21 protein-coding genes are annotated in these 21,441 nt (G+C 62.8%); 2 read left to right on the top strand and 19 right to left on the bottom strand.

Going from position 1 to position 21,441, the window contains the following annotated elements; translation table 11 throughout:
* Positions 1 to 81: 81 nt before the first annotated feature.
* Positions 82 to 942 (bottom strand): outer membrane protein, encoded by an 861-nt coding sequence (locus tag EJ076_RS00090; protein WP_126066719.1) that lies wholly within the window; start codon positions 940 to 942, stop codon positions 82 to 84.
* Between the two features lie 254 nt (positions 943 to 1,196).
* Complete coding sequence (gene glmM, locus EJ076_RS00095) at positions 1,197 to 2,549, bottom strand: phosphoglucosamine mutase (RefSeq protein ID WP_109664793.1); 1,353 nt, start codon at positions 2,547 to 2,549, stop codon at positions 1,197 to 1,199.
* A 368-nt stretch (positions 2,550 to 2,917) separates the two neighbouring features.
* On the opposite strand from glmM, the gene EJ076_RS00100 reads away from it, so the two are divergent.
* Positions 2,918 to 3,778 carry a hypothetical protein gene (locus tag EJ076_RS00100; RefSeq protein WP_126066720.1) on the top strand — a complete coding sequence of 287 codons (861 nt, stop codon included), beginning with the start codon at positions 2,918 to 2,920 and terminating at the stop codon, positions 3,776 to 3,778.
* A 561-nt stretch (positions 3,779 to 4,339) separates the two neighbouring features.
* Here the strand turns inward: EJ076_RS00100 and ftsH are convergent.
* The 9 genes from ftsH to ybgC form a co-directional block, all read right to left on the bottom strand.
* On the bottom strand, positions 4,340 to 6,268 hold the full coding sequence (ftsH, locus tag EJ076_RS00105; RefSeq protein WP_109664787.1) for an ATP-dependent zinc metalloprotease FtsH: 1,929 nt from the start codon (positions 6,266 to 6,268) through the stop codon (positions 4,340 to 4,342).
* Positions 6,269 to 6,393: 125 nt separating this feature from the next.
* Positions 6,394 to 7,785, bottom strand: coding sequence for a tRNA lysidine(34) synthetase TilS (gene tilS / locus EJ076_RS00110; RefSeq protein ID WP_126066721.1), 1,392 nt, complete (start codon positions 7,783 to 7,785; stop codon positions 6,394 to 6,396).
* Between the two features lie 57 nt (positions 7,786 to 7,842).
* The gene (gene ybgF, locus EJ076_RS00115) at positions 7,843 to 8,952 is read right to left on the bottom strand and encodes a tol-pal system protein YbgF (RefSeq protein ID WP_126066722.1); all 1,110 of its coding nucleotides are present in this window, start codon (positions 8,950 to 8,952) and stop codon (positions 7,843 to 7,845) included.
* Positions 8,953 to 9,178: 226 nt separating this feature from the next.
* Complete coding sequence (pal, locus tag EJ076_RS00120; RefSeq protein ID WP_109664780.1) at positions 9,179 to 9,685, bottom strand: peptidoglycan-associated lipoprotein Pal; 507 nt, start codon at positions 9,683 to 9,685, stop codon at positions 9,179 to 9,181.
* A gap of 249 nt (positions 9,686 to 9,934) precedes the next feature.
* Complete coding sequence (tolB, locus tag EJ076_RS00125; protein ID WP_109664778.1) at positions 9,935 to 11,245, bottom strand: Tol-Pal system beta propeller repeat protein TolB; 1,311 nt, start codon at positions 11,243 to 11,245, stop codon at positions 9,935 to 9,937.
* Positions 11,246 to 11,285: 40 nt separating this feature from the next.
* Positions 11,286 to 12,443, bottom strand: coding sequence for an energy transducer TonB (locus EJ076_RS00130; RefSeq protein ID WP_126066723.1), 1,158 nt, complete (start codon positions 12,441 to 12,443; stop codon positions 11,286 to 11,288).
* Between the two features lie 8 nt (positions 12,444 to 12,451).
* A complete protein-coding gene (tolR, locus tag EJ076_RS00135; RefSeq protein WP_126066724.1) occupies positions 12,452 to 12,904 on the bottom strand; it encodes a protein TolR in 453 nt (150 codons plus the stop codon).
* A gap of 10 nt (positions 12,905 to 12,914) precedes the next feature.
* The gene (gene tolQ, locus EJ076_RS00140) at positions 12,915 to 13,625 is read right to left on the bottom strand and encodes a protein TolQ (protein ID WP_023811854.1); all 711 of its coding nucleotides are present in this window, start codon (positions 13,623 to 13,625) and stop codon (positions 12,915 to 12,917) included.
* A 397-nt stretch (positions 13,626 to 14,022) separates the two neighbouring features.
* The gene (ybgC, locus tag EJ076_RS00145; RefSeq protein ID WP_126066725.1) at positions 14,023 to 14,493 is read right to left on the bottom strand and encodes a tol-pal system-associated acyl-CoA thioesterase; all 471 of its coding nucleotides are present in this window, start codon (positions 14,491 to 14,493) and stop codon (positions 14,023 to 14,025) included.
* Between the two features lie 56 nt (positions 14,494 to 14,549).
* Here ybgC and EJ076_RS00150 point away from each other — a divergent pair, with 56 nt between their 5' ends.
* Positions 14,550 to 15,800: a cellulase family glycosylhydrolase gene (locus EJ076_RS00150; RefSeq protein ID WP_126066726.1), complete on the top strand. Its 1,251-nt coding sequence runs from the start codon at positions 14,550 to 14,552 to the stop codon at positions 15,798 to 15,800.
* 12 nt (positions 15,801 to 15,812) lie between these two features.
* Here EJ076_RS00150 and EJ076_RS00155 read toward each other — a convergent pair whose 3' ends face one another.
* The 8 genes from EJ076_RS00155 to EJ076_RS00190 form a co-directional block, all read right to left on the bottom strand.
* Positions 15,813 to 16,709: a metallophosphoesterase gene (locus tag EJ076_RS00155; protein WP_126066727.1), complete on the bottom strand. Its 897-nt coding sequence runs from the start codon at positions 16,707 to 16,709 to the stop codon at positions 15,813 to 15,815.
* A 153-nt stretch (positions 16,710 to 16,862) separates the two neighbouring features.
* Positions 16,863 to 17,900 carry a Holliday junction branch migration DNA helicase RuvB gene (gene ruvB / locus EJ076_RS00160; protein ID WP_023811851.1) on the bottom strand — a complete coding sequence of 346 codons (1,038 nt, stop codon included), beginning with the start codon at positions 17,898 to 17,900 and terminating at the stop codon, positions 16,863 to 16,865.
* A gap of 43 nt (positions 17,901 to 17,943) precedes the next feature.
* Positions 17,944 to 18,564 carry a Holliday junction branch migration protein RuvA gene (gene ruvA / locus EJ076_RS00165; protein WP_027037190.1) on the bottom strand — a complete coding sequence of 207 codons (621 nt, stop codon included), beginning with the start codon at positions 18,562 to 18,564 and terminating at the stop codon, positions 17,944 to 17,946.
* Positions 18,565 to 18,579: 15 nt separating this feature from the next.
* Positions 18,580 to 18,993, bottom strand: coding sequence for a type II toxin-antitoxin system VapC family toxin (locus tag EJ076_RS00170; RefSeq protein ID WP_109664762.1), 414 nt, complete (start codon positions 18,991 to 18,993; stop codon positions 18,580 to 18,582).
* Between the two features lie 2 nt (positions 18,994 to 18,995).
* The gene (locus EJ076_RS00175) at positions 18,996 to 19,319 is read right to left on the bottom strand and encodes an AbrB/MazE/SpoVT family DNA-binding domain-containing protein (protein WP_245462943.1); all 324 of its coding nucleotides are present in this window, start codon (positions 19,317 to 19,319) and stop codon (positions 18,996 to 18,998) included.
* Positions 19,309 to 19,818, bottom strand: coding sequence for a crossover junction endodeoxyribonuclease RuvC (ruvC, locus tag EJ076_RS00180; protein WP_109664759.1), 510 nt, complete (start codon positions 19,816 to 19,818; stop codon positions 19,309 to 19,311). The genes EJ076_RS00175 and ruvC overlap by 11 nt, the downstream gene beginning before the upstream one ends.
* A gap of 219 nt (positions 19,819 to 20,037) precedes the next feature.
* On the bottom strand, positions 20,038 to 20,571 hold the full coding sequence (locus EJ076_RS00185) for a DUF1465 family protein (protein WP_109664757.1): 534 nt from the start codon (positions 20,569 to 20,571) through the stop codon (positions 20,038 to 20,040).
* Between the two features lie 397 nt (positions 20,572 to 20,968).
* Positions 20,969 to 21,349, bottom strand: coding sequence for a hypothetical protein (locus tag EJ076_RS00190; RefSeq protein ID WP_126066728.1), 381 nt, complete (start codon positions 21,347 to 21,349; stop codon positions 20,969 to 20,971).
* Positions 21,350 to 21,441: the final 92 nt, after the last annotated feature.

Below are 21,441 nucleotides of genomic sequence, written 5' to 3' on the forward strand. Positions count from 1 at the left end.
TCAAGAATTCATCCGAAACGCACAAACGAAAACCGCCCGGTCGATGCCGGGCGGTTCGCGAATTTTCAGGCGGTGCAAGTGTTACTTGGTGTAGATCGGCTCGGGTTCGGGCTGGTAGGCCACGACCGGCGCGGCGCAACCGTTGTTGCCGCCGAACTGATAGCGCAAGCCACCACGCACTTCGTGCGTGTTGATGCCACGGTCGAAGCCGGGGCCGGAGCTGCCCACATTCCAATCGAACATGCGGCCGCCCTGGATATGGGAGAAGCGGTAGCCTGCATCGAGGATGATCTTGTCGGTTAGGCAGTAGGAAGCGCCAGCCATCAGAGCGTAGGCGAAACGCCAGCTGGATCTGCCGGGATTGGTCTCGGTAGCGCCCGGCGTCGGGTCATAGACTGTATCCCATTTGACATGCGCGCCGCCGATGCCAGCGCCGACGTAAGGCGCAATGCCATGATAGGTACCAAGATCGGCATATGCATTAGCCAGGAGCAGGAGGGCGCTCATTTTCGACGACTCAGCCGACGTGACAATGACCGGCGAACCGCCAGCCGTGCCAGTTGTCTGACCGTTGAAGTTCGACTTGAACCAGTAGTCGGCGGTCAGGTCGGTGCGGAAATGGTCGTTGATCTTGTAGCCGACGCCGGCGCCGAGCGAGAAACCGCCCTTGAGCTTGCCGAAATCGAAACTCTGGCTGCCGGGTGTGACTGTACAGTTACAGGGATCGACGGTGTAGGTCATGTAGTCGATGCCGCGCACAGTCGACTTGTGATAGTCGATGTCGCCGCGGATGTACCAGCCGCCAACTTCGGCCGGCTGCTCGTAGACGGCCGGAGGCGGAGCCTCTTCGACCACCGGCTCCGGCAGGTCGGCTGCGAACAACGGTCCTGCCAAGCCCGCGAACAGTAAGGCGAGCAGGACCTTTCTTGCTGTATTGAACATGCTTGTCACCCCTGAGAAGTTCGGAACGGCCATCGCGTCCGAATGCAATTGGCTTTCAGTCGTGGATAATGAAGTGCAAAGGTTAAAAGGCGTTTAACCCTGTTGCTTAACCACGAATCTCGAAACTTCGAGGGATCGGCGCATGGTTTTCGAAATCCCGGAGCACCCGCCGGCGAACGAAAAAAGCCCGCCAGGAGGGCGGGCTTTGAACTGGTGAAGCTGTATGCGGCGACGCCCTGCCGGGCGCGCTGGGATCAGGCGGCGCTGCGCGTTTCCGAGATGATGTCAACGATGCCATTGACGACGGACTCGACCAGTTGCGGGTCGTCGCCCTCGGCCATCACACGGATCAGCGGCTCTGTACCGGAGGGCCGGATAACCAGCCGCCCGGCCTTGCCGAGGCGGTGACGGGCGTCTTCGATGGCTGCCTTGACCGGCGCTTCCTCGAGCGGCTTGCCGCCGGAAATATGGACGTTCTTCAGAAGCTGCGGCACCGGTTCGAACTTCTTCGACAATTCGCTGACCGGCCGCCCCTGCCGCTTGATGCAGGCCAGCACCTGCAGCGCCGAGACGAGGCCGTCGCCGGTGGTCGAAAAGTCAGACAGCACGATATGGCCCGATTGTTCGCCGCCGACATTCAGCCCATGCGCGCGCATATGCTCGACGACATAACGGTCGCCGACCTTGGTGCGGTGCAGTTGCAGCTTCATGTCGCCGAGGAAGCGCTCGAGGCCGAGATTGGACATGACCGTCGAAACGACGCCGCCGCCGGCAAGCCGCCCGCTCTGGTGCCAAGATTCGGCGATCAGCGCCATGATCTGGTCGCCATCGACGATCGCCCCGTTTTCATCGACGATGACGACGCGGTCGGCATCGCCATCGAGTGCGATGCCGATGTCGGCGCGCACTTCGTGCACCTTCTTCTGCAGGCCGGCGGGATGGGTCGAGCCGCATTCCTTGTTGATGTTGAAGCCGTTGGGTTCGACATTGATGGCGACGACTTCGGCGCCCAGTTCCCACAGCGCCTCGGGCGCCACCTTGTAGGCCGCGCCGTTGGCGCAATCGACGACGATCCTCAAGCCGGAGAGTGACATCGAGCGCGGCAAAGTGCGCTTGGCGAATTCGATATAGCGGTCATGCACGCCGTCGACGCGCTTGGCGCGGCCAAGCCCATCGGAATCGGCGAGCGTCAGTTCGATATCCTTGTCGAGCATGCTCTCGATGCGCTCCTCGATCTCGTCGGAGAGCTTGTAGCCGTCGGGTCCGAACAGCTTGATGCCGTTGTCGTAGTAGGGGTTGTGCGAGGCCGAGATCATGACCCCGATATCGGCGCGCAGCGAACGCACCAGCATGGCAACCGCCGGCGTCGGGATCGGGCCGAGCAGGAACACGTCCATGCCGGCGGCACAGAGACCGGCGACCATGGCATTCTCGATCATATAGCCGGAAAGCCTGGTGTCCTTGCCAAGCACGACGCGGTGGCGATGGCTGCCGCGCTGGAAGGAGAGGCCGGCGGCCATGCCGACCCGCATCGCGATTTCCGCGGTCATCGGAAACTTGTTGGCGCGCCCGCGAATGCCGTCCGTGCCGAAATAATTCCCTGCCATGCTAGCCAGTTTCCTCGACGTTTCTTCCCCGGCACGTCATGCCACAATTGGCCAGGGCGCTATGATCACATTGTGTGATTATATGTTACCAATCCTTAGAAAATCATTGTTGTGCACTGCACACAACATGGCTGCAACCTAACATGCTGAGACTGCCATGCTGCAATATACCAGTCATGCGAGCCTCTCAGCGCAGATGCACCTGGAAAATCTTGCTCTGAAGCTGGCAACGGGCAACGATTTCATCACCTTATCGGGAGAAGCCAGCTTTCGGCGATATATACGCCACTTAGCATCTGGCGCAACCGATCGTTGAGCGTTATTGATTCGCCGGGACGTATCATGGGCTGCTGCAACGGAGAAACGCTATGCTCATCCACCGACTTGCCACTTTGACCGGCCTCGCCGTCGCGACCTTGTTCCTGGCCGCGCCAGCCAACGCACTGACGATGGCCGAGTGCAGCACGAAGTACAACGCCGCCAAGGATGCGGGGACACTCGCCGGGGCGACCTGGAACCAGTTCCGCAAAGCCCAGTGCGGCACCGACGCGGCGGCCACAACCGACACCAAGCCAGCCGATACCAAGAAAGCAGCCGACACCAAGAAGGCTGCCGAGACGAAACCGGCCAAGGCGGCCAAGGCAGCCGCTGCGGCGGACGACAGCACGGCCAAGGGCCTGACGGCGAAGGAATGCAGCACCAAGTACCAGGCGGCGAAGGCTGCCGGCACGCTGAACGGCATGAAGTGGAACGACTTCCGCAAGTCCGAATGCGCCGCCGGTGCATCCGCCGCTGCCGCCGCCAAGCCGGCAACCACCAAGGCTGCCGCGGCTCCCGCCGACAATGGCGGCAAGGGTCTGAGCATGGCCGAATGCAGCACCAAGTATCAGGCTGCCAAGACGGCCAACACGCTGAAAGGCATGAAGTGGAACGACTTCCGCAAGACCGAATGCGGCGCCGGCGCATCGGATGACGACACCGTGCCAGCCGCCGACGAGGCGAGCTACACCAAGGAGCCGGCGAAGCCGACGACGGCTGCGCCCAAGGGCGTCACTTTCCCGTCTGCGATCTCGGCGAAATATGCCAGCGAGACCCCCGGAAAAGGCCGCATGCATACTTGCCTTGACCAGTACTATGCCCTCAAGGACGCCAATGCGCTTGGCGGCCTGAAGTGGATCCAGAAGGGCGGCGGCTTCTACAGCCTGTGCAACGCCAAGCTGAAGAGCTGAACGACAACAATATCTGAACAAGAAAGAAGCCCGCGAGCCGCAAGGTTCGCGGGCTTCTTTCTTGGGCGACGTTCAGGACAGGCCGTTTGCAGGGAGGCGCCATCGGCAAAGCTGCCAATCTCCCTCCCCGTGGGGGAGATGCCGCAGGGCAGAGGGGGCCGCGAAAGATCGCTGCCTTTCTGGCTTGGGTTCCTCGCGCCTCATGAAAGGGGGAGAGTGCCTCAGCGAAGCCAAGACGGAGAGAAAAGCAAAGATAACAGTCCGAACGAAAGTCCGCCCAGCAGAAGGGCCGGCCTGAGATGTCGGCGGGACAGCGCCCCCCTCTGTCCTGCCGGACATCTCCCCACACGGGGGGAGATTGGCTGCCACGCCGGCTTTCGCCAACTTGCCAGCGTTGCAGGATGGGCGCCTGCATTGCAGTTGGGCAATTGAGGAGCAGCGCGCTGGGTCCGCGACAACTGGGCGGCCTTAAGCTAGGCAGACCGCCAGCAAGGCCTCTATAAACAAAAACGCCGCGGATCATGCCGCGGCGTTTCTAAAAATCAACCTGCTTGGTCGAACTCAGCTCGACGGCTGCGGTTCCATGCCGCCTTCGGGCTCCGGGCCCTTCTTGCGGCGGCCACCGGACTTCGGCACAGCCGAGCCGCGGCTCGGCGGCGTGTCGTCGCCAAGGTCGCGCGCGGGCTTGTGGCCGGCGATCAGCTGCTTGATCTCCTCGCCGGACAGCGTCTCGTATTCGAGCAAGCCCTGCGCCAGCGCAATCCATTCCTTCTTCTTCTTGGTCAGGATGGACTTGGCCGAGACATAGGCCTCGTCGATCAGGCGGCGCACTTCGGCATCTATGATCTGAGCCGTCTCTTCCGAAACGTTTTGCGTACGCGCCACCGAATGGCCGAGGAACACTTCTTCCTGGTTGTCGCCATAGGCGACATGACCGAGCTTGTCTGAGAAGCCCCAGCGCGTGACCATGGCGCGCGCCAGCTTGGTCGCCTGCTCGATGTCCGAGGACGCGCCCGAGGTGATGTTTTCCTTGCCGAACTTGAACTCCTCGGCGACGCGACCGCCCATCATGATGGCGAGCCGCGAGATCATGTATTTGTAGCTCATCGAATAGCGGTCGCCTTCCGGCAACTGCATGACCATGCCGAGCGCGCGGCCGCGCGGGATGATGGTGGCCTTGTGCAGCGGATCGGCCGACGGCACGTTGAGCGCGAGGATGGCGTGGCCGGCCTCGTGGTAGGCGGTGAGCTCCTTCTCGGCCTGCGTCATGGCCGACGAACGACGCTCGGCGCCCATCATGATCTTGTCCTTGGCGTCCTCGAATTCGGCCATGGTGACGAGACGCTTGTTGCGGCGCGCCGCCATCAGCGCGGATTCGTTGACGAGGTTCATCAGGTCGGCGCCGGAGAAGCCCGGCGTACCGCGCGCGATCACCTTGAGGTCGACATTGGGCGCCAGCGGCACGTTGCGCACATGCACCTTGAGGATCTTTTCGCGGCCGACGATGTCGGGGTTCGGCACCACAACCTGGCGGTCGAAGCGGCCTGGCCTGAGCAGTGCAGGATCGAGCACGTCGGGCCGGTTCGTGGCAGCGATCAGGATGATGCTTTCGTTGGATTCGAAGCCATCCATCTCGACCAGCAACTGATTCAACGTCTGCTCGCGTTCGTCATTGCCGCCGCCGAGGCCGGCGCCGCGATGACGGCCGACAGCGTCGATTTCATCGATGAAGATGATGCAGGGCGCGTTCTTCTTGGCCTGGTCGAACATGTCACGAACACGGCTTGCACCGACGCCGACGAACATCTCGACGAAGTCCGAACCGGAAATGGTGAAGAACGGCACATTGGCTTCGCCGGCAACCGAACGCGCGAGCAGCGTCTTGCCGGTTCCCGGAGGACCGACAAGCAGCACGCCGCGCGGGATCTTGCCGCCGAGCCGCTGGAACTTCTGCGGATCGCGCAGGAACTCGACGATCTCTTCCAGATCTTCCTTGGCTTCGTCGACGCCGGCAACGTCCTGGAAAGTGACGCGGCCATGCGCTTCGGTGAGCAGCTTGGCCTTGGACTTGCCGAAGCCCATGGCGCGGCCGGACCCCGACTGCATCTGGCGCATGAAGAATATCCAGACGCCGAGGATGAGGATCATCGGCAGCCAAGAGATCAGGTAGCCGAACAGCGAATTGGAACCGTCTGTTTCAGGCCGCGCGTTGATGGTAACGTTCTTGTCCTGCAGCCGCGAGACCAGCGACGGATCGCCGGGCGAATAGGTCTGGAAGCCGCTGGCATTGTCGGTGTAGGTGCCGCTGATGCGAGCGCCTGCGATGGTCACCGTCTTGACCCGGCCCGCCGCGACATCCTGCAGGAACTGCGAATAAGGCACATCGCTGGAAGCCCCTCGCGTCTGCGGCGTCTGGAACAGATTGAACAGTGCAATGAGCAGGACCGCTATGATCGCCCAGAGCGCGAGGTTGCGATAGTTCGGATTCATCAATTGTCCCGTTGGCGTCCGCGGGGCGGACACGCGTCATGAGAGGAAACTTGCGCCTAACATAGGGAGAGCGCCTCCCCTTGCCAAGCATAACAGCATGTCTGGGTTAAGCTTTCGCGCAACCATCAACCGGCACTGTGGCCGCTGAAAGGCAAGGGCGGCACCGGGGCCGCACCAATCAACCCGGCGACGACCCGCGCCGGCGCCAGATCGAAGGACGGCAGGAAGCGGGAAAAGGGCGCAACGACCGGCCGCACTTCAACCATCGCGGACATCGTTCCACGTCCAGGCAAACCAAGGCATTCCCCGGCCTGCCACAATGCCGGCTCGGCGGCGAGCGCAGCGCGGATCAGGCTCGGCGGGGTTTTTCCTTCGCCAATCGCCAGCCGCTTCGCCGCTGTCCCGAACGGGGCGATCAACAATGCGCCGCTGCTGTCGTTCAATGTGATGCGCCGGCGGCCATCCCAGACGGTGCTGTCGGTGGCGGCAGCGGCGGCGGGCAAGCCGCGCGTCTCGCGGCGCAGGATGATGCCGGCGCGCCGAAAATCGACAACCGTCCGCGACAATGTGGCGCAAAGAAATCCGGCCTTCAGCCGGCCGAAAAGCGCCTCGCTGCGGGCTTGATCCGGCAGGAAGGCAATCCCGCCGATCGTGGCCAGCAGGAGGCGCAACGCATAGATGGCCGCCTGCTCGTCACCGGCGGAAAGCAGGCACGGGTCGAGGCAGATGAGGCCCGCGGTCGGTTGGGCCGCGAAACGGCGGATCAAGTCTGCGGCGGTGAGGCCGAGTTGACCGCGCGCACGGCTCTCATGCGCGGCCAGCGCCAGTGCATCGTCGATGCGCCGCGCACCGTCGCCGTCGGCAAGGGCTGCCCGCATGCGCGGCCGCTCGAAAGCCTCGTCGGCATTGGTTGGGTCGTCGGCCCAGCCGACATTTTGGCGGCGCAGGACATCGCGCAATGCCGCGCGCCGCATGCCAAGGAGCGGCCGCACGATCCAACTGCGCCAGTCATACAAGGTGGCCGGCGCCATGCCGGCAAGACCGCGGCCTGACAGTTCGACAAGACCTCGGCCCTCGTTCCGCGCCAACCCTTCTTCGCGCCCTTGACGCATCAGCACCGTTTCCGCCTGGTCGTCGGCGGTATGGCCGGTGAGGATCAGGCCGATGCCTTGCGCTTGTGCCGCTTCAGCCAGCAACCGGTAGCGCTCTTCCCGTGCCGCGGCGGGCAGACCCGTCGACGGCTTGGGACCCGACCATGTCACAATGCGGTGTGGAATTCCGTGTGTGGCGCACAGCTTGGCCACCGCTTGCGCCTCCGCTGCCGAACCGGACCGCAAGCCGTGATCGATCGTCACCGCCAGCAGCTTGGTTGCCGGCGCCGTGCGGTCGAGATGGTGTTTGAGAAGGAGGAGCAGGGCGGTCGAGTCGCTGCCGCCGGACACGGCCGCAACAGCGCCGCTGGCAAAATCGATATGCGAAAAAAGACTTGTCGAAAGATCCGGCTCGATGTCGAGCATAATGCCTGTCGCCCAAAAGTGGTCCCGGTTTTAGGACAACGACATGTATGACAAGGATTAGCAGGCAGCCAGAGCCTTCTCCTGCTTGACGCGTTCCTTGAGCGCACTGGAGATATCAGGGTAACGCTTGCCGACCTCGCTGAAGGTGGCGCAAGCAACGTCATGCTGCTTGAGGCCGACCAGCGACACGCCGAGCTTCAGCAACATGTCGGGAGCCTTCTTGGCCTTGGGATAATCCTTGCTGGCGGCAAGGAAAGTCTCGGCAGCGTCGCGGTACTTCTGCTGGCCAAGCAGCGACTCGCCCAGCCAGTAATGCGCGTCCGCCGCCTTCGCATCCTTGGGGAAGCGGGCAATGTGGTCGCGAAAGCCCTGCTCGGCGGTGCCATAGTCGCCCGAGAGGATGAACTGGTAGGAGTTGCGGTAGAGCTCCTCCGGGTCGTTGGTGGCGGGCAACGCCGCGACCACCGTATCGGATTTGCCGGCCTTGGCCGGGGCGCCGGTGGCTGGGGCGCTATCCTGCGCCGGCGCGGTCGCCTGCGTGTTGCCGCCGGCATCGATGACATTGCCGTTCTTGTCGACGGTGATGGTGCCGAAGGTTTTTTCCGGCGCTCCCGCACCGGGAATGACCTTGCCGGGGTCGCCATCGGGCGATTCGACGATGACGTCCTGGACCGTCTTGCCGCCTGCTGACTGATCGTTGCCGGGCGCGGCGCCGGCATCGGCCGGCGCCTTTGTTGCCGGGGCCGCTGCCACGTCGGTGTCGGTGCCGGTGGTGGCATCCGATTTCTTCTGTGCCGGCGGCTGTGCGCCTTGCGTGCCGCCGCCTTCAAGTTGCTGGAAGCGGAATTCGTTGTCTTCCTGCTGCTTGCGGATCTGCTCCTGCATCTGCAGGACCTGGAAATTGAGTTCCTCGATCTTGCCGTTCATCTGGCGCAGCTGCTCTTCCAGGCTGGTGACAGCGGCAGGATCGGACTGCACCATCTGGACCTGATCCGGCTTCTTCTTCTGGCCGAAAAGGCTGGGCAATTCGATGCTGGGCAGATGAAAGGAAAAGCCGCTGTCGGTTGGTTGCCCTGTACCGCTAGCCCCCAAGCCGCTAGCCAAGGCGGTGACGCCTGATAGGAGCAGCAGCGCAAGCGTGCCGCTCAGAACCGATCTCAAATGCATGTGCCTCTCGCCGTGATTTCGTTAGCTTGTTCGCGCCTTCCAATCAGAATGGGACCAGCCAAGCGCCCTCGGCTCATAGCAGGAGCCGAGACTTCGGCCAAATTTTGTTTCGGGCATCCGGATATGAAAAAGGCGGCCCCAGGGCCGCCTTTCACATAGATATGTTGCATTTTTGCCGCTAGACCGCCGCGCGTTCTTTTGACGCGCTGGTCGGCTGCACGATGCCTCAGGAACCGGCGCCGCTGAGCGTGGTGACCGCACGGCGATTCTGCGACCAGCAGGAGATGTCGTCGCACACCGCGACCGGACGTTCCTTGCCGTAGGAAATGGTCTTGAGACGGCTGGCCGAGACACCCTTGGCGACGAGGAAGTCGCGGGTGGCGGCAGCGCGGCGGGCGCCGAGCGCCAGATTGTATTCACGTGTGCCGCGTTCGTCGGCATGGCCTTCGACGACGATGGCATACTGCTTGTACTGGTTCAGCCACTGCGCCTGGCGAGCCAGGGTCGTCTGCGCGTCGGCACGGATCGAGGTCGAGTCCGTATCGAAGAAGATTCGGTCGCCGATGTTGACGGTGAAGTCCTGCGCCGATCCGGGTGTTGCGGCACCCGCGCCATTGAGGCCGAGATCAGCCGCGTTGTTCGGCGTCTTCTTCGAGGCGCAACCCGCGATGGCGAGCATCGCCACCAGCGCGATCATGACCGGGTTTCTGGTAAGTGCTGCGATACGGCCCATGCCGCCTCTCCTTCGTATTTCGAGTGATCGTATTCGAGTGATTTCGTTGATCACCCAGTAACCACGTTTGGGTTAACCGGCATTCAAGAAACACGGTTAAAATTTGGTTTAGGCTGCCCGTCCGCAGCCGTTCGGCTATGGGCCACAGTTGGCGCGGACCCTAGGCGGAAATGCGGCCAAAACGCGACCAATGCATGGAAAAGGGGCCGAAACGGCCCCTTTTCAGTATGTGTTGCAATCCAGCCGAACCTATTCCAGCAGCGGCGACCAGGCCGGGTCCGAAGCGAAGTTCGCCGTCGGGATCGATTGCTCGTTACGCCCGGTAAGATCGACCGAAACCAGTTTGGGCCCACCGGCGGAATCGCGGAAGAACATCAGCACGCGGCCGTTCGGCGCCCAGGTCGGCCCCTCCTGCTGGAAGCCGGAGGACAGGATGCGCTCGCCCGAACCATCGGTCTTCATGACGCCGATCTGGAATTCGCCGCCAGTCTGCTTGGTGAAGGCGATGAGGTCGCCGCGCGGCGACCATACCGGCGTCGAATAGACGCCGTCGCCGAAGGAGATGCGCGTCTGGCCCGAGCCGTCGGCGCCCATGACGTAGATCTGCGCGCGGCCGCCACGGTCGGAGGTGAACACCACCTTGCTGCCGTCGGGCGAATAGGACGGCGAGGTGTCGATGGCGGTCGAGTTGGTCAGGCGCGTCGTTGAACGACTGCGCAGGTCCATGGCGAAGATGTTGGAATTGCCGTCGTCGCGCAGCAGGCTCATGATCACCTTCTGGCCGTCGGGCGAAAAGCGCGGCGCAAAAGTCATGCCGGGAAAATTGCCGACCAGTTCGCGCTGGCCGGTCTCGATCTGCAGCAGGTAGACCCGCGGCTGGCCACTCTCATAGGACATGTAGGTGATTTCCTGCCGGTTCGGCGAGAAACGCGGCGTCAGCACGATCGACCTGCCGTCCGAGAGATAGCGGACGTTGGCGCCGTCCTGGTCCATGATCGCGAGGCGCTTCTTGCGCGCGTTCTTGGCGCCGGATTCGTCGATGAAGACGACGCGGGTGTCGAAATAGCCTTTTTCGCCGGTCAGCCGCTCATAGATGGCGTCGGCGATGATGTGGGCGACACGCCGCTGATTGGCGTCGTTGGCGAAGAACTGTTCGCCGGACATCTGCTGGCCCGCAAAAGTATCCCACAACCGGTACTGGGCGCGGATACGGCCGTCGGCTTCCTTGCTGACGCTGCCGGTGACCAGCGCCTGCGCGTTGATCACCTTCCAGTCGTCGAAGCGCGGGGCGGCATCGGGGTTGGTGATCTTTTCAATGAAGGCGCTCTTGTCGATCGGCGCGAACAGGCCCGAACGCTTCAGGTCGGCGGTGACGATCTGCGAAATCTGCGCCCCAAGCGCGTCGCCGCCCTGGAAATCCGTGATGGCGATCGGCAGCGGCTCGACATTGCCCTTGTTGACGTTGAGCTCGACGAGCGCCAGCGCCGGCAACGTGCCAGCCGCGGTCATGCCCGTCGCCATTGCTGCGACCATCAGGAGCGGCTTGAGGATTGATTTCATGTCTTCTCGCTTCTCGCACTGATTTTCGGATGTCAGGGCCCTAGAGGCCCAGCATCTCCCTTGGATCGAAGGTGACGCGGACGTCGGCCCAGATGTCCTGTTTGCCGGCAGGAACCTGCAGGCCGGTGACATCGCATTTCTGCACCGCGCGAACGGCACTTTCGTCGAACTGGCGGTTTCCGCTCGACTTTTCGACCGCCGGGCGCCCGTCCAGCTTACCGGACGCATCCAGGTTGAACCGCACCACGACGACGAAATTCTCGGAACCTTCAAGGCCGACAGGAAGCGTCCAGCAGCCGCCAAGCTGGCTTTCCAGGGCGCCCATTTCGGATCTGGAAAGCTTCTGGCCCTGATCCTTGTCGCCGCCAAGCGACGCCTGCTGGGTCGAGCGCTTGGCGCCGCCGCCGGATGGCTTCTGCTTGTCGAGGAGAGCGGAGATCTCGGCGGCGTTGAATTGCTTGTCGTCGGACTTCGGCTTCGACGACGCTTCCTTGACCGGCTTGTCGGCATCCTTGCGGTCCGGCGCCTTGGCGCTTTCGGCCTGCGCCGGCTGCGGCTTCGGCCGCGCTTCCGGCGCGGGCGCCGAGTCGGGCAGCTGCGTCGCCTCAGCGGGCGGCTCCTGCGCTATCGCCTCGGCAACGGCGTCAGGCTTGACCTCGGGCGTCGGATTGATGGCGGCGGTCTTGTCCTGCGGCGGGGGAGTCGGCGCCGGCTTGGCCGGTGTCGGCTTGGGGTCTGCCTGCTTGACCGGCTCGGGCTTGACCTCTTCCTTGGGCGTCGGCGCCGGCGCCACTTCGGTTGCCGGAATAGGCTTCGGCTTCTCCTGCGGCTTCGGCACGTCCTCGGGCTTCGGCTTCTCGATCGGGGTCGGCGCGGGCGGCGGAGCCGAGGTCATGTCGACGGGCTTCGGCTTGGCTTCCGGCGTTATCGGCTTGTCGGTATCGGCGCTGTTCTCGCCGACCTTCTGCGCATCCGGAACAATGTCCGGGCGCTGCGTCGGCACAGGTGCCGGCTTTTCATGCATCACGGCCTTCTTGTCGCCCTGCAACGTCTGCGCAATGGCTTCCATCGGCACGATGTCGACCGCGACCGACTCGACGTCGGAGGACGGAAGCGCGGCCGGCGCCGTCAGCGTGAACAGGCCGAAGGTCAGCGCCGCCGCATGCAAGATCACCGATGTGGTGAGGCCGGTCTTCATCTTCTTGTCTACTGATCCTGTTCCTGCAGTGACATCAGGCCGAGATTCTTGTAGCCAGCGGCTTGGATGAGGGCCATCACCTTCATCGCGGTGCCGTAGTTGGTTAACTTGTCACCGCGGATGAAGATGCGCTCGTCATAGCCGGTCTTGGAAATCGCCTGCAGCTTGGCCACCAACTCCTCCTGCGGGATTTCGGTTTCCTGCAGGAAAATCTTGCCCGTAGCGTCGATCGTAACCATGATCGGCTGAGTATCAGCATTCATCGCCTTGGCCTTCGTCTCCGGCAGGTCGACCGGCACGCCGACCGTCAGCATCGGCGCCGCGACCATGAAGATGATCAGCAGCACCAGCATCACGTCGACCATCGGCGTGACGTTGATCTCGGACATCAGCGCATGGTGACGGCCGCGCCGCCTGTGGCCGCGCCCGCCGCGTCCTCCCATGCCCATGGACATACCCATCTGCTACTCCTCAGGCCTTGGGGGCCACTTTTTCATCGATTTGGCGCGAGAGTATGGCGGAGAACTCGTCGGAGAACCCTTCCATGCGCACCGCTATCTTGCTCGCGTCGGACGACAGCTTGTTGTAGGCGATGACGGCGGGAATGGCGGCGAGCAGGCCGATGGCCGTCGCCAGCAGCGCTTCGGCGATACCCGGCGCAACCACCGCGAGACTGGTGTTCTTGGAGCCGGCGATTGCCTGGAACGACGTCATGATGCCGATGACGGTGCCGAACAGGCCGATGAAGGGTGCGGCCGAGCCGGTGGTGGCGAGGAAGCCGAGGCGCCCTTCCAGCTTCTCCATCTCGCGGGTCAGCGCCAGGTCCATCGCCTTGTCGATGCGGGTTTGCAGGCCGAGCGGCGTTTTGGCGCCCTTCTCGAAGCTCTTCTTCCACTCGCGCATCGCAGCCACGAAAATGGCGCCCATGCCGGTGGTCTTGCGGTCGGCGAGCGTGCGGTAAAGCTCCTCCAGCGACTGCCCCGACCAGAACACCTGCTCGAACCGGTTGAGCGCCAGCCGCATGCGGGCGTAGGAAACCAGCTTGTCGACGATAATCGCCCAGGTCCAGACCGAGGCGCAGAGCAAGCCGATCATGACCAGCTTGACCACCCAGCTGGCCGAAACAAACAGCGACCAAACCGACAATTGCGCGCCCGGATCGGCGAGTGCGATATTTTCCATCGTTACGTCCTTAAGATTTTCCGGGCGAAGCTGGCGGCTGGCCCCTGGCATCCCTTGTGGTCGGTTCGCACGAAGCTACCGGAACAACCCCAAACTGTGCCGTTCTCGGCCTTTTCGGGGCAAATATTGGTGAAAGGAAGGCGCAGGATCGCGCCAATCTTCACCACTCTCTTCATGAACCGTTATGGTTAAGGATGGGTTAGTATATAAGGCGCGGCGCATTGCCGCGCCCAGTGGCAAGGCCATCAATTCAATGGCTGCGCCTAGGGTGTGCCGAGATTCAGGTCAGGCCAAGCCGAAAACGGTAGATTCCGAGAACCGGAGCGGAGCGTACTTTTCGTACGCGAGCACCGGAAGCGCAGGAAGCTGCTGTTTGCAGGCCGGCATCACCTGAATATCAGCGCACCCTCGGCATGAACGCCGCCACCCACTCCCTGGGAAAGCGCCTTGGGCGGCCATTCTCGCCGATGATCGCGGCCTCGACCTTGGCCTCGACCAGCACCTCGTCGCCGCGCTTGAGCTGCTGCGCCATGAAGATGCGCGCGCCGGAAATGTCCTCGGTGCGGGTGTCGACCGTCAGGATGTCGTCGATGCGGGCCGGGCCGCGAAAGTCGATCTCCATGCGACGCACCACCCAGACTATTCTTTCGCCATGCTTGCCGTCTGCAAGCTCGGTGTGGTGCACGCCGGTCAGCCGGAGATAGTCGGAGCGGCCGCGTTCGAAGAATTCGAGATAGCGCGCATGATAGACGACACCGGAGAAATCGGTGTCGGCGTAATAGACCCGCGCCATCAGCCGGTGGCCGAACGCCGTCAGCGCGCCGGAAAGCCCGGCCAGCAGCGTCGCCGATTCACCATGATCGCCCATTGCGCTTCCTTTTTCAGCCCCGCCGAGGCACCTGTTCTCGCGTGACATAGCATCGGATGGCACTGTTGACGGCGATGATCAAGACCTTGATGGCAGCGCTGCTCGGGCTCATGGCTCTGGCCGGGCCCAGCCAGGCGGCGAGCTTTTCAATGAAGCGCGGCCTCAACCTCGACCAATGGGTCACATGGCCCGACGAAGACCAGTGGGGCGACGCCAAAGCCATCCTGCCCTATCCGGAATGGCGGAAATTCCTCAGGGATGACGATCTCAAGGCTTTGAAGGACGCGGGCTTCGATTTCCTGCGCATGCCGGTCGACCCCTCGCCCTTCCTGTCCAGCCAGACCGTGGCGTTGCGCGACGATCTCTATGCCAGCGTGCTGGACTCCGTGCGCATGATCAACCGCGCCGGGCTGAAGGTGGTCGTCGACATGCACCTGATCCCGGCCGGCGGCAGCCGCAAGATCGGCATGGCGCAAGTGATGGAAGACCCGCGGACCTTCGACGCCTATGTCGACATGGTGCGCAGGATGGCCCGCACGCTGGCGAATGAAGATCCCGCCCAAGTCGCTTTCGAGCCGATGAACGAACCGATCGTCGATTGCGACAGCGACGGCACCAGCCTGTGGCCGGACCGCCAGCGCAAACTGTTCGCCGCGGCGCGATCCTCGGCTGGGAAATTGACGCTGGTGCTGACCGGCGCCTGCTACTCCGCCGCGAGCTCGCTGGAAAAGATCGATCCGAAGACGATCCCGGACGACAACGTTATCTGGACCTTCCACTCCTACGATCCGTTCCTGCTCACCCATCAGGGCGCGACCTGGGCCGGTGATTTCATCCCCTATGTGACCGGCCTTCCCTATCCGCTGACCGCGGTGCCCAAGGCACAGCTCGAGGTGACGCTCGACACCATCCGCGCCAGGATCAAGGCCGAGGCGCCATGGACAAGGCAGAGCGGCCTGCTTGCCTATCTCGACGAACAGGTCGCCAGCATGGACAGTCCCGACAGACTGCTCGGCTTGATGGATGCGCCGTTCGAAAAGGTCGAGGCCTGGGCGAAGGCCAACGGCGTCAAGCCGGAAAACATCACGCTGGGCGAGTTCGGCATGATCCGCCAGGAATACGGCAACGCCTATGTGATGCCCGCCGAGTATCGGGCCGCCTATGTCAGGGACATGGTCGCGCGCGCCGAAGCACATGGCTTCTCATGGTCGGTGTGGAGCTATGGCGGCGCCTTCGGCATCGTCAATGCCTTCAACGGCGACAAGGCCGAGCCGGACGTCATGGACGCGATCAAATCGCTTCACTGAGGCGATCTGGATCTAGCCAAGGTCGACCGACAGGATTTCGGGGCGCATTCCAAAACGCACCGGCAGAATGCTGAAGCCGAGCCCGCCGGAGACGATCAGGTTGCGGTCGTTCTCGACGACATGGCCATAGGCGTAGCGGTTGCCGAAACGCGACGGCACCACAGGCGAATAGCCGAACAGCCGAATTTGTCCGCCATGGGTGTGGCCGGAGAGCGTCAGCGAGACCCGCCACGGCACCTTGGGAAAAATATCGGGCTCATGCGCAAGCAGGATGATGGGCGAGATGTCGCCGACCTTGGCCAGCGTGCCGTCGAGATCGTCCAGCCCGGTGAAGCCGGCGCGGTCCCTGGTCGGCAGCAGCGCCAGTTGATCGGCGAGCCCGGCAACCCAGACGCCATGCCCGTCCTTTTCCAGGCGCACGACATCGTTCTCCAGGACCGGAATGCCGACTTTCTCCAGGGCCTTGCGCGCTATGGTCGGGCCGGCCCTGGCGCGCTGCGCGAAGCCATCTGCCCACCAGTCGTGGTTGCCGAGGATCGACAGCACGCCGAGCGGTGCCTTGAGGTCCGACAGGGCGGACGCCCATTGCGACGGCGTCACCGGGCCGGTCACCAAGGGCATGCCGGCGATATAGTCGCCGAGCAGGACGATCAGGTCCGGCTGCAGGGCATTCGCGTCTTCGACAAGCGAAGCGATCCGCTCCGGCGTCATCCATGGCCGGCAGGCATGGATATCGGCGAGGGCCACGACGCGCAGCTTCAAGCCATCAGGCCAATGCGGCGGCGTCAGCGCGTAGCGTTTCACATGCGTCAGCAGCATCAGCTCGATGCCGACCGCATAGGCGCTGAACGCGGCGACCGACAGGAACGAGCCGCCCATGAAGCGCAGGAACCCGCGTCGGGTGATCATTGCATGGCTCCGGCACTCGATCGGAGCGAGACTGCTCCGGGGATGGCACCGTCACCAAGCCGACGAATGCGCCGGCAAACCGGCGAAGCTGAGGATATTTTGCGCAGGCCGTTCACTGATCGTTGATCAGCCCCGTGCCTGACCGCTCGGTCGCTACTCTTCCTGGAACAGGTTGATCTGCTGCTGCGCCAGATCCTTCGGCGCGTCGAGGCCGAGATGGCGCCAAGCATTGGCCGTCAGCATGCGGCCGCGCGGCGTGCGCTGGATGAAGCCCTGCTGGATCAGATAGGGCTCGATGATGTCCTCGATGGCGTCGCGCGGCTCAGACAGGCCGGCAGCGATCGTCTCAATGCCCACCGGGCCGCCGCCGAAATTGCGGGCGATCATGCTGAGATAGCGGCGGTCGAGCGCGTCGAGGCCGAGCGCGTCGACCTCCAGCCGGGTCAAGGCCTCGTCGGCGATCTTGCGGTCGACATGGCCGTCGCCGGCCACCGAGGCGAAATCGCGCACGCGGCGCAGCAGCCGGCCGGCGATGCGTGGCGTGCCGCGCGCGCGCCGCGCGATCTCCAGTGCACCGTCGTCGCCGAGCGGCATTTGCAGGATGCGCGCGCCGCGCCGCACGATCTGCTCCAGCTCCTCGACCGTGTAGAAATTGAGCCGCACCGGAATGCCGAAACGGTCGCGCAAGGGATTGGTCAGCAGGCCAAGCCGCGTTGTGGCCGCGACCAGCGTAAAACGGGCAAGGTCGATCTTGACCGAGCGCGCCGCCGGTCCCTCGCCGATGATCAGGTCGAGCTGGAAATCCTCCATCGCCGGATAGAGGATTTCCTCGACCGCCGGGCTCAGCCGGTGGATCTCGTCGATGAACAGCACGTCGCCTTCCTCGAGATTGGTGAGAAGTGCGGCAAGATCGCCGGCCTTGGCGATGACCGGGCCGGAGGTCGAGCGGAAATTGACGCCGAGTTCGCGCGCCATGATCTGCGCCAGCGTCGTCTTGCCGAGGCCCGGCGGCCCGACGAACAGCACGTGGTCGAGCGCCTCGTTGCGGCCCTTGGCGGCCTCGATGAACACTTTGAGATTGGCCCGCACCGCCGCCTGGCCGACGAAATCGTCGAGCGTCTGCGGCCGCAAGGTCTGCTCGGCATCCTCGCCGCGTTTTTCCGGCGCAATCAGGCGGGGCGACAGGCTCATGCCGCCTTCCTTGCACAGGGTTGAATGCTGAACAAGCGACGGTTCACCGCGCCAGTTCCTTCAGTCCAAAGCGGATCAGCTTCGGCGCATCGGCATCCTCGCCCGCCGTCTTCAGCGCCGCCGCCACCGCATTGGCGGCCGTGTCGCGCGAATAGCCGAGGTTGACCAGCGCTGAGACGGCATCGGTGATCGGCGCGGATGCGACGCCGTCGCCAAGCTCCTGCTTCAGGCCGATGGTGCCCGAGGCGGTTCCGGCATAGGCCGGCGCCTTGTTCTTCAACTCGGTGACTATGCGCTCGGCCACCTTCTTGCCGACGCCGGGCGCGCGCGAAACCATGGCGATGTCGCGCAGCGCAATGGCATTGGCGAGATCTGCCGGCGCCAGCGTCGACAGGATGGCCAGCGCCACCTTCGCGCCAACGCCCGGCACATTGTTCATCAGCAGCCGGAACCACTCGCGCTCGAGCTGCGACTGGAAGCCGTAGAGCCGCAACATATCCTCGCGCACATAGGTTTCGATGAACAGCACCACCGCTTCGCCGGGCGAAGGCAGCGCCGCCAGCGTGCGCGCCGAGCAATAGGCGACGTAGCCGACGCCATGGATGTCGACGAGGCAATGATCCTCGTCGACCTCATCGAGCGTGCCCTTGAGCTTGCCGATCATTGGACGCAGCTCCCGTTAGGGATGAGTATCGGGCGTGATGAGCTCGACATCTGGAAAGTACTTTCTGAAACCTGCGGGATCGCGAGTAAGAATGGGATAACCTCGGATGGCAGCATGAGCCCCAATCAGGAAGTCGGGCATCACCTTCTCTCGGGGTCCGCCCAACCGCCGATAGACCGAGAACGCTCTCGACGCCGCAAAGGCCGCTTCGAACGGAAGACTTTCGCGTCGGAACTCATCTTCAGGCAAGGCATCATCGACATCGTCTATCGCCTCATAGCGCATCGAAAACTCGGCGTAGATGATCTGATTGATGACCAGGCTGCCTTGCTCAAGGGCAGACACCATTTTGGACCACGACCACTTTGACCAGACGGGATCGCGAACGGCGACATCGATAAGTACATTGGTGTCGACAAGCGTCGCCAAGATCAGCGATCCCGGGTCAAAGCCATGACGGCATCGGCATTCATTGTCTGATCGCCGCTGCCCTCAAGCCGATCGAGCGCAGCAAGAAAACGGTCCAGTCTTTCGCGGTCGGCCAACCGCCCCTTGTCATGCTTCGGCGTGATCGTGATCTTGCCGCCCTCAATGCCGAAGATGACTTCGCTGTTGGCGCCAATCCCAAATGTCTCCCGCAGATCCCGTGGGATTGTCACTTGGCCTTTGCTCGTCACACGCATGAAACGTACCTTTCTTACAAGTAAGGAATATTCCAACTGCGTGAACAAGTCAAGAACAACACTAGCCGGCAAGCGCCATCCGATAGACCACGCTCTGCCGGTGATGCGCGTGGCAGATGGCGATGGCCAGCGCGTCGGCGGCATGTTCGGTGTCGAAAATGGCCTTCGGCAACAGCACCTTCACCATCATATGGATCTGCTTCTTATCGCCATGGCCAACGCCGATCACCGCCTTCTTGACCGCATTGGGCGCATATTCGGCGACCACGAGGCCCGCACGCGCCGGCACCAGCATGGCGATGCCGCGTGCCTGGCCGAGCTTCAACGTCGCCACGGCGTCCTTGTTGACGAAGGTCTGTTCGACGGCCGCCTCGTGCGGCATGGCGCTGTGCAGGATCTCGGCCAGCCCGTCATGCAATTGGCACAGCCGCGTCGCCAGCGCCGCCTTGTCGTCGGACTTCACGGTGCCGGAAGCAATGAAGCGCAGCGAATTGCCGAGGCTTTCGACGATGCCCCAGCCGGTGCGCCGAAGTCCCGGATCGATACCGATGATGCGAATCGCTTCCGCCATTTGCCGACTTTACCTCCGGCGGACAGCGATGCCAGCGAAATGTGAACAAACCGGAAACGAAACAGCGACTGGCTCGAGAGACTGTTTCGAAATTCGCTCTGGTGAGTCATATGGTGGTGGTTTCGAGAACCGTAGCGCAGCGGACATTTGGTCCGTGAGCAACGGAAGCGCAGAAAACGCCATCAGATGGCCGACAGAGTAGAATTTCCAAACAGGCTCTTAGCCCCGGGCGAACGCCGTGTTCAGCAGGCTGATCTGGTCGGAAACCGGATTGAGGCGGCGAGCCATCGGTTGCATGTCGACCACGGCGCCGGAGCCATAGATCTCCTCGTCCATGCGGCGAACCAGTGCCTGCAGGCGCAGCGAGCGGGTGACGAGGTCGAGGAAATCCTCGGGCAGTTCGGCCCAGCCGGCGGCTTCGTCATGGGCAGAAGCGGTGTCGAGACGCACCTTGGACTTCTCCGACGCGACTTGGTCGCGGGTCATCTCGCCGGAGTTGGCGGCGCGCTGCAAAAGCAGCCAGGAGGCAACCTGCATCAGCCTGGTGGTCAGTCGCATCGATTCGGCGGCATAGAGCGTGGCCGCCAGCCTGGACAGTTTCTTCGCCTCGGCCCGGCCCTTGCCGTCGAGATACTCCGCCGCCTGTTCGACCAGGCCCATACCTTCCTGGTAAAGCGGCTTGAAGGATTGCGAGAAAACCCGGCGTTCCGCCAGCTTGACGGTTTTCGCACTGCCCTTCGAAGGCTCGTTCATTGATACGCCCCTGCACTTGCAACCGGCTGATTCGGCTCCCTGCCGTACACCCGGAACCCTATCTGACTGAAGCTTGAAAATGCGCTTCGTCACCGGTGAAGGCAAGCACATGTTTAACAGAAGGTTAACGGCGAGCCGATGTCGGGCGTCCCCTCTGAAATTCGAACGAAAAGAGAAAATGCGGACAAAAAAAGAGCCGCGGATAAGGCGGCTCTCAGGAGTTTAACAGGGAGGCGTCAAACAAAGTGGCTCCAACCACTCGGTAAGAATCCAGATCACTGGATGAACATAGTAAACACCTGTAAAGCTTAATGAAGCCTTAACCGCGCGGATGTTTTTTGACCGAACGCCGCCATCCTGTGCCGTAACAGTACAGCCTCACTGCCTCTGGTTCAGCTCAGGCCGTCTTCCAGACCGCAGGCAAAGCGATGAAGGCAAATAGCAGCATGCCCGCATAGAACCCGATCGAGGAAATCCCGAGCAGCGGTTCTATCCCCGGATTGCCGGCGAGCAGAATGTAAAGGCCGATCATGAGCCCAATACCGCTGATGGCAGTCAGCCAGAAATGAACTTTGGCTAGGGCCTTTTGCCCGACAGCCGGAAACAGATGGTAGAAAAAGGCGAAGACCGCCGACATCAGCCATCCGGCCACCATCGTGTGGGCGTGGGTTGGCATCTGGCCATGGTCATCGCTGATCGCCATGTGGATGCCGAGCGCCATGCCGCACAACGCATAGATGATGGCCAGCGTGAAGAAATTCCGTGCTACCCCTTGCATAATAGTCCCCCGAATTGCCTTTTCCCGTTTTTCGGGAATGGGTTGATCGTCAGGCGACTGTTGTCGCCACCGGGCTCCCGGTGGTAGCGCAC

The sequence above is a fragment of the Mesorhizobium sp. M7D.F.Ca.US.005.01.1.1 genome (assembly GCF_003952545.1).
Classification (GTDB): Bacteria; Pseudomonadota; Alphaproteobacteria; order Rhizobiales; family Rhizobiaceae; genus Mesorhizobium; species Mesorhizobium loti.